The organism is Photorhabdus aegyptia, assembly GCF_000612035.1.
Lineage (GTDB): Bacteria > Pseudomonadota > Gammaproteobacteria > Enterobacterales > Enterobacteriaceae > Photorhabdus > Photorhabdus akhurstii.
Genome location: NZ_JFGV01000031.1, coordinates 47,292 through 57,482 on the forward strand (window position 1 = coordinate 47,292; position 10,191 = coordinate 57,482).

At 50.1% G+C, this 10,191-nt stretch carries 2 protein-coding genes; both read left to right on the forward strand.

Annotated elements, in window-relative coordinates; genetic code table 11:
- The first annotated feature begins 8 nt into the window (after positions 1-8).
- A complete protein-coding gene (locus BA1DRAFT_RS11325; RefSeq protein WP_036779021.1) occupies positions 9-548 on the forward strand; it encodes a toxin-activating lysine-acyltransferase in 540 nt (179 codons plus the stop codon).
- A partial coding sequence (locus tag BA1DRAFT_RS11330) for a two-partner secretion domain-containing protein (RefSeq protein WP_036779024.1) occupies positions 545-10,191 on the forward strand: 9,647 nt, incomplete at its 3' end. The genes BA1DRAFT_RS11325 and BA1DRAFT_RS11330, both read left to right, overlap by 4 nt.

Below are 10,191 nucleotides of genomic sequence, written 5' to 3' on the forward strand. Positions count from 1 at the left end.
GAGCAGCGATGTTAATCGGTGATTATGATGTACGTGCCCCTCTGATCCTCGGCGGAAACGAAAATGACACGGAGATGCTGGGAGCCGCGAGCTGGCTGTGGATGCACTCCCCCCTGCACCGGGATGCGCCGTTAAGTTCGCTTGCCACACTGCTTCTGCCTTTTATCAAAGCCCAGCAGTATGTGCTGGTCAGTCAGCATGAGCAACCCATATTTTATCTGAGCTGGTCACGGTTTGATGAAGAAACCGAACGCCATTACCTGACGACAAATGACGGAGACAATCGCCATCTGTCATCAAACCGGGGCGCACGGATTTGGTTGTTGGACTGGGTAGCCCCGTTTGGCCATAGCCGCGTGATGGCTAATTTAATCAAACATGACATTTTTCCTTATCAGTGTTTCCGAGCGCTTTATCACAAAGGCTCAGCTCGTGGGGCACAAGTGCTCCGTTTTCGAGGGGCAGGCGTCAGTCATGAACAAGCCGCCGAATGGTGGAATAACCATCCCCTGACCATAGACTTACCCGAAAGAGGTGCTGCGCGATGAATAAACATTGCTACCGCGTGATTTTCAATAAAACCCGCCAGATGCTGATGGTGGTATCAGAATTAGTCAGCAGCCATACAGCTGGACAGGTACGAGACAGAATATCGGTTCCTTCATTATCGTCAGCCCGTGTGACATTGACGCCTCTAGTGTTCGGGGTTTCACTGGCTCTGGGGCTGGTCAGCCTGAACGCACAAGCCGACATTGTGGCGGACAACAATGCGCCCGGTACGCAGCAGCCCTCGGTCATTTCCACCGCCAACGGCATACCACAAATCAACATCCAGACACCGAACAGTGATGGAGTTTCCCGCAACCAGTACAGCCAGTTTGATGTGGAACAACGGGGTGCGATCCTCAATAACAGTGGCACCAATACCGAAACTAAACTGGGCGGTTTGATCACCGCAAACCCGTGGTTAGCTCAGGGTGAAGCGAAGATCATTCTGAATGAGGTCAACAGCAGCAATCCCAGCCAACTGAACGGTTTTATCGAAGTGGCCGGTCAACGAGCCAATGTGATTATTGCCAACCCGGCGGGAATTACCTGTAAAGGCTGTGGTTTTATTAATGCCAATCAGACCACTCTGGCTGCGGGTAAAACCCTACTGGAAGGCGGTCGCCTAGAAGGGTTTGAAGTCGATAAAGGCATTTTGACCGTTGATGGCATGGGACTGAATGACGATAAAAGCGATTACACCCGTCTGATTGGTCGCGCCGTCAATATCAACGCCAAGTTATACGCGAAAGATTTAACCGTGACGACCGGACATAACCGGGTCGATGCCCAAGGCAATGTGACTGAAGTGCTGTCTGACCGTCAGAAAAATAAACCCGAATTCAGCCTGGATGTAGCGGCGGTGGGTGGCATGTACGCCAACAAAATCAAGCTGGTCGGCACAGAACAGGGCGTCGGGGTACATAATGCCGGGCAGCTGGGCGCACAAGCGGGCAATCTGACGCTAGATAGCCAGGGCAAATTGATGAACAGCGGTGTGATAACAGCTTCTGCTAATGTAACTATCGATAATCAGGGGGCGCTGGAAAATCAGGGCGATATGACGGCTGGTCAGGATATCAAGCTTAATACGGGCAATGAGATCGAAAACCAGGGACGGATGCTGGCAGGGCGTCATCTGGTTATTGAAAGCGCTGCCTTAAAAAGTGATGAAAAAGGCATATTGATTGCCGGTGTCGATAAAGACGGCAATCGAACTCAATCCGGCAACCTGACCATTCAGAGTCGTGGCATCGTCATTAATAAAGGCACGATAGCAGCATCGGATAACCTGACTGTCGAAAATCAGGGTGATTTAACGAATCAGGGGCGGCTATCGGCAGGTAGTAATAAACCAAGCAGCCTGAAGCTCAACAGCGGCGGTCATCTTGCCAACAGCGGGACGATAGACGCCTCTGCTGAGATTAAGTTTGAAAATGAAGGGAATTTCATCAATCAGGGCGATATTACTGCCGGCCAGGATATTTCCGTCAACACCCGCAATCATCTTGATAATCAGGGACGGATGTTGGCAGGACGGCATCTTGATATCCACAGTGCTTCGTTGGCAAGCCATAAAAATATTCAACTTCCGGCTGATCGCCAGCAACAGATTGTACTGGCCGCAGGCGTTGATAAAGACGGTAATCGGACTCAGCCGGGTAACCTGACGCTTGATATCAAGGGGAAATTAGATAATCAGGGTATTGTGACCGCTTCAGACAATATCGACATTCAAAATAAAGATGCGTTAACCAACTCAGGCGATATCACCTCCGAAAATAATATTACGATAAAAACGCCGGGGAATCTGGCGAATCAGGGCAAGGTGTTGGCTGGTCATCACCTCGACATCCAAAGTGCATCCTTAAAGAGCGCTCAGAATGGCGTACTTTCTGCGGGAACAAATAAAACCCAGCCGGGCAAACTGACCATCAACAGTCACGGTCAACTGGTTAATCAGGGAATGATGACAGCCACGGATGATATTGTTATCGAAGAACCGGCGACGCTGGATAATCAGGGAGAGATAAGCGCTGATCGTGATATTAATATCACAACACTCGGGCAACTGACTAATCAGGGTAAGGTGCTGGCAGGTCATAACCTCGATATCCAGAGTGCGGCGTTAGAAAGCGGCCAGAAAGGGGTACTGGCTGCGGGTATAGATAAAAAACGGCCGGGCAACCTGAAGATCCAGAGTCAGGGCAAGCTGGACAACCACGGCATTATCAGCGCTTCCGATAATATTCACATTCAGAATGAAGGCGCTTTCAGTCACTCAGGTAATATCATCTCCGATAGCGATATCACGATTAGAGCGCGTGATCATCTCGATAATAAAGGGAAAATGCGAGCAGGCCGCCATCTGGATATCCACAGCGCCTCGTTAGTCAGTCATCAGAATGGGGTTCTGGCGGCCGGCACGGATGATCATGGCAATCTGACCCAGCCGGGCAATCTCATCATCAATAGTCGCGGTAAGTTGGTCAATCAGGGGGTAATAACTGCGTCGGATGATATCGATATCAATATCGATAATCAGGCAGCACTGGAGAACCAGGGAAAAATAAGCGCTGATCATGATATCAAAATCAAAACACCGGGAAATCTGACCAATCAGGGCAAGGTGTTGGCAGGTCATACTCTTGATATTCAAAGTGCAGCTTTAGAAAACCAGAAAGAAAGTAAGCTGGCTGCGGGTATAGATAAAAAGCATCCGGGCAAACTGAAGATCCAGAGTCAGGGCAAACTGGACAATCATGGCATTATCTCCGCTTCCGATAATATCCATATTCAGAATGAAGGCGCTTTCAGTCACTCAGGTGATATTACTTCCGGTAGCGATATCACGATAAGAGCGCGTGATCATCTCGATAACGAAGGGAAAATGCGGGCAGGCCGCCATCTGGATATCCGCAGCGCCTCGTTAGTCAGCCATCAGAATGGGGTTCTGGCGGCTGGCACGGATGATCATGGCAATCTGACCCAGCCGGGCAATCTCATCATCAATAGTCGCGGTAAGTTGGCCAATCAGGGGGTAATAACCGCGTCGGATGATATCACCATCGATAATCAGGCAGCGCTGGAGAACCAGGGAAAGATAAGCGCTAATCATGATATCAAGATCAAAACACCGGGAAATCTGACCAATCAGGGCAAGATGTTGGCAGGTCATACTCTTGATATTCAAAGTGCAGATTTAGAAAACCAGAAAGAAAGTAAGCTGGCTGCGGGTATAGATAAAAAGCATCCGGGCAAACTGAAGATCCAGAGTCAGGGCAAACTGGACAATTACGGCATTATCACCGCTTCCGATAATATCCATATTCAGAATGAAGGCGCTTTCAATCACTCAGGTAATATTACCTCCGGTGGCGATATCACGATAAAAGCGCGTGATGATCTCGATAATGCAGGAAAAGTGCTGGCCGGACGTCATCTGGATATTCACAGTGCCTCGTTGACCAGTCATCAAAATGGCGTATTAGCGGCCGGTACGGATGATCATGGTAATCTGACTCAGCCGGGCAATCTGACCATCGACAGCCGCGGTCAACTGACCAATCAGGGTGTCTTGATGGCATCAGATGATATCACCATCGACAATCAGGCAGTGCTGAATAATCAAGGAGAAATAAGCTCCGGGCACGATATCCGGCTCAACACACCCGGAGCCTTGTCCAATCAAGGCAACGTGCTGGCAGGCCGCAATCTGGATATCCACAGTACTGCGTTGACAAACCAGAAGAAAGGTGTTCTGGCGGCAGGCACTGATAATCATGGCAAACCGACTCAACCGGGCAATCTGACCATCGACAGTCGTGGTCAACTGGTTAATCAGGGTGTGATAACGGCGTCGGATGATATCGATATTGAGAATCAGGCGGTACTGGAAAATACCGGAGAGATAAGTACCGGGCGCGATATCAAACTCAAAACGCCCGGACACCTCGCTAATCAGGGCAAAGTATTAGCAGGCCGTCATCTGAATATCCAAAGCGCCTCTCTGGTAAACCAGGAAAAAAGTGCACTGGCTGCCGGTGTAGATAAAGAAGGCAATCAGTCACAACCGGGCAATCTGACGATCCATAGCCCTGGTGAGCTGACCAATCTGGGGCTAATAACGGCTTCGGATAATATGACTGTTCAAGAGCAGAGCAAACTCGATAACCAGGGTGACATGACCGCTGGCCAGAATCTGTCAGTCAAAATCCGTGATAATCTTACCAATCAGGGAGAAATACAGGCTGGCAAGCATCTTGATATCACCAGCGCCTCACTGGACAACCAAAAAAATGCGATATTGGTAGCAGGTATTAACAGTCACAGTAAATCAACACAATCGGGCAATCTGGTTATTCACAGCCGTGAGCAATTGACCAACAGTGGCGTGATCATGGCATCAGGGAATGTGACCCTGCCTGATCAGGGCAATCTGATTAATGAAAAAGACATAACCGCCGGTCAAGATATTACGATAACGACCCGTGATCACCTCGATAATCAGGGGCGTATACTGGCCGGACGTCACCTTGAAAGCCACAGCACTTCATTGTATAGCCATCAAGGCAGTACTCTGGCGGCTGGTATGGATAAAACGCTCAAACTGACCCAGAACGGCAATTTGACACTAAAATCCACAGAGACTGCCCGGCTTCACGGGCAGAATCTGGCGCATGACCAGTTATCGGTCAACGCAAAAGATATCTCACTGGAAGGCAGCCGGACTAACGCTGGTGACTTGTCACTCACTTCTGACAAGCAATTAAATTTACAGGGAGCCCATGTCAAAGCTCGCCAACATCTCACCTTGTCTGCACCGGAACTGATTAATAACGATCGGGGTGAGTTACGTGCTGAGACACTGACGCTCAGCAGCCAGAAACTGAAAAATAATCAAGGAAAAATCACCCAGACCGGCAAGCAGTCGCTGGTACTGGATCACCAAGGTGGGATTGAAAATACGGCCGGGGTGATTGAGTCGAGCGGGCAGGATTTAACCCTGAAGGCTCAAACCATCGCAAATGAAAAAGGTCGGTTGGAACATACCGGAACCGGTGTCATGTCCATTGATGCCAACCAGTTTCAGGGTAAAGCCGGTCATTTGCTGTCTGACGGTGAGCTAAAACTGACCGGTGGCGATTACCATCTGGTGAATAACGTGACATCCGCACAACATATCACGGCGCATATTAAGTCACTGGATCATCGTTTAGGGAAGATGACTCAACGTGGCACCGATTTAATGAGGCTCGATGTCCAGCATGAACTGGATAATGGCAGCGGTGCAATCTCAGCCAATGGCACGGTGAAAATCAAGGCTGAGACACTGAATAACAACACCCTCTCGGAAAACACACTGAATAACGACGAGGAAAACAAGCAAAAAGGCGTTCTGGAAAACAGTGAGCTGAATCATTTGTCAAGCCAGATTATTGCGGCGGAGGATGGCCGGCTTCAGGTGACGGTAAAAAACCGGTTGAACAACCAGAAAGGCCAGTTAGCCGCCTCAAACGGCATGACGGTGATTGCTGACGAAATTGATAACCAGCAGGGGCTGATAAAGGCTTCAAATGGGGATATGGCCCTGACCACCGGACAGTTAACCAATACTGACGGAAAAATTACCGGTCAGCATAATCTGCAACTGACGACTCAGGCGATTAATAACGAAAGAGGCAAAATCAGAGCCGGCACGGCGGAAATCGACACGCATCAGCAACAACTGAATAATACCGCCGGGTCTATCGCTACAGAGCAATCTATGACGTTGCGAACCGGTGAATTACTGAATCGGTATGGCGCGATACGCAGCAACCAAAACCTGACGATTGATACTCACGGTCAGAAGCTGGATAACCGGGACAGTGGTCAGGACGGAGGCGTATTCAGTCAGGGGAATTTGCGCCTGACTATCGCTGACCTGAATAACCGCTCCGGCCATATTGAAGGTTACGACCAACTGAATATCAGTGGAAACAATATTGCCAACCAACACGGGCAGATCCTGGGCGGAAAAGATACCGAACTGCGTGTAGATGAGCTGGATAATGATCAGGGCTTGCTACAAAGCGGCGGTAAACTGACACTCAACGCGAAATCCTTAATTAACCGCAACAGTGGTGATCATAACGGCATTATCGGCAAACAAACCACAGTCGTGAATACTGGGGCACTGGATAACGAAAGTGGGGTACTGACCTCATCAGACAGCCTGAGTATCACGGCGGACAACATCAATAACCGACAGGGATTACTGGAAACTCAGACCCGGTTCTCTCTGAAAGGCCAAAGGCTGGATAACCAGTCCGGGCGGATCACCGCCCGTCAGGGGTTATCTATCGATACGCAAGGGCAGGCACTCGATAACACCGATGGCGTGATTGAAAGTCAGGCGGCTCTGAACGTGAAAAGCGGGGATCTGAAAAACCAGCGCGGGAAATTACATGGTCAATCCACCACCTTATCCGCCAAACAACTGGATAACCGTCAGCAAGGTAAGATCCTAAGTGAAACTGGGCTTCGTATTGATACTGGTGAGCTTCTCAATACCCAAGGGCAGATACTGGCGCTGAGTGATTTGAAAGCGCTCGTCAATCACCATCTTGATAACACAGCCGGTTTAATCCGCAGTGGCGGTGATGCCGATCTGAGTGCGTCGGAAATCCGGAATCAGGAAACGCAACAGCAGGATAAAGGGATTGAGGGCAAAAATGTCATTATCACGGCGGACAAACTGCACAATGCCCGAGGACAAGTATTTGCCACCGAAAACGCCACGTTAACGCTCGCTTCAGAGCTTGATAACTCGCAGGGCCAATTACAAGCCAACCAGAAAACGACCGTACAAGGCCGTCATTTGGCGGTCACCAATAGTGACGGTGAGATCAAATCCGGGCAAGCACTGGCAATAGACGCTGATTCTGTGACGGGTGACGGAAAATTGCGCTCACTGGGTGATATCCAGTTAACGTTGCTGAAAGACTTTATCCATACCGGCGAAATCATTGCCAATGGGACGTTGCGACTGAACAGTCAGGGCAATGTGATCAACAACGGCCTGATCAGTGCCGCTGCCTTAAACGGCGATGCGGCTAATCTGACCAACGAAACCCGCGGTAAGATTCTGGCCAATCACCATCAATGGACAGTCAAAGATAAACTCTACAACACCGGGTTGTTAGATGGCGACCAAACCTACCTGCATGCCGCCGAGCTAACTAATCAGGGAACCGGCCGGATTTACGGTGATCATCTCGCCATTGAAGCGGACACGCTGAATAATCTGGTCGATGCTGAAACAAAAGCAAAACTGGAGAAACTATTCGAAACAAAAACAGGCAATTACAACGAAATCATTGCCAAAGGTAAATCGGCGGTGATTGCCGCCCGTCAACGTCTTGATCTGGGGGTGGCGGAGTTAAATAACCAAACCCACAGCCTGATATACAGTGACGGGGATTTCGCTTTCGGCGGAAAACTGGATGACCGGCATCAAGCCGCCGGAAAAGGGAACGTTATCAATAACCACAGCGCCTATATTGAAGCAATGGGGGATATGCGGCTGGCGGCAGACACCATCAATAATGTGAATGATCATTTTGAAACGGAAGTACAGCTCATTTCAAAAACCCCCCGGAAAGAATACGGTATCTGGGGTGAGCATTTCGACTTTGATGACCCGTCCATCTACCGTGATGATGGCGAAGTCATGGAAGTTTGTTACAAAGGACGGGGATGTAAAGAGAATTTTCAAATATACACTTATACCCGCACGATAGAAGAAAGCCGTATCAAGGAAACCGATCCGGCCAAAATTATCGCGGGTAAAAACCTGCGGATTGAAACCGACACATTACACAATGACAAAAGTCAGGTCGTGGCCGGCGGGATGTTAGATATCCCCGCGGGTAGCCTCTATAACGAGGAGGTGCCGGGCATCCAGAAGATCACGGATTATGGTCAGCGTGGCGCAACCTCCTTTTGGCGTATCAAGAGAAAAGGTCGTGATGATCAGGGAAGACGTTCTCGTGATTACGCACCGCCGCCCCGCGAATTAGCCATTACCCTGAAACCCGGTACCATACAATCCTCGCAGGGCACAGTGACGCTGGAGGGTCAGCGACCGGATGATTATCAGGGAGCCGTGGCACAGATTGCGCAAATCCGTGGCGGACACATCGACACCGGCTTTACGAAAGCTGAAACAACGTCGCGTGAAGTGGCGTTAAGACCGGGACAGCGGCTGGAAGTGATCAGCCAGCCTGAAACGGTCACGGGGCAAAAGCCGACAATAAGCCGCTCGACAGAAGAAACACCGGTCATCGCAGGTGGAAAACTGACTGAACCGGGTAAAACCCTCACGGTGGGTGAAAGATCAACGGTGGGTGAGAAGTTGACAGGTGCTGGTGAAAAAAACGCCGATGCGGATGAAAAAATCACTAATGTGGGTGAAAAATTCACTGATGTAGACGAAAAGACCCCTAATGTGGGCGAAAAACCGCTGATTATCCGCACGGAAATACCGGATTACCGGTTACCGGATAACAGCCTGTTTAAACTGCATCTTCCTGTGGAAAACACCCAATCAACCTACATGACACCCGTACCCGATAACCTGCCGTTGATTGAAACTGATCCGCAGTTTACTCAGTTGAAAAAATGGCTGGGGACTGACTATATGCAGCAGATGCTGCGCTGGGATCACAATCACATGCACAAGCGGTTAGGCGATGGCTTCTATGAGCAGCGCCTGATCCGTGATCAGGTCATTAATCTGACCGGTAAACGTCATCTGCCGGGACACCAGAATGATGAGGAGCAATTTAAGGCGCTGATGAATGCCGGAGTACGCGCCCAACAAGCCTTTAATCTGGCGCCCGGCATTGCCCTGAGTCCTGATCAAATGGCAAAACTCACCGAGGATATGGTCTGGCTGGTCAATACCACCGTGACATTACCGGACGGACGTCAGCAAACCGTGCTGGCCCCTCAGGTGTATGTACGCATACAGGCGGGTTCACTGGATGGCTCCGGCGCATTACTCAGTGGCAGCAAAGTCAATATACAACTAAGCGGCGACCTGCTCAATCAGGGGCGGATTATCGGTCAGGATATTAACGTACTGGCAGAAAATATCCGTAATCAAGGCGGGCAGGTACAGGGTAACAACCTCAGCTTGCAGGCGCGTACTGATATGGTACAACGGGGCGGGGCAATCGGAGCCCATCAGTCACTGACGATAGACGCAGGCCACAATATCGATATCGCCAGCACCACCCGCAGCGGTGAAAATCAGGCGGACAATAACCGTTTCAGTGCCACCTATGTGGATAATGTCGCCAGCGTTTATGTTCAGGGTGCGGATGGCAAACTGCACCTGCGGGCAGGAAATGATATTCGTGCTTCGGCTGCACAGCTGACGTCACAGGGGAAAAACAGTGAAATTCAGTTAGATGCGGGCCGGGATATTCAGTTAAGCACGGCGAAAACCGCGCAGAGTGAACACCTTGAGTGGAGCCGGGATAATTATCTGACTCACACGGAATCAAACGAAACGGGCACTGACATTAACAGTGCCGGACAGATCAGTCTGCGCTCCGGGCGCGATGTTAATCTTCGCGCAGCGGGTGTCACGGCGGG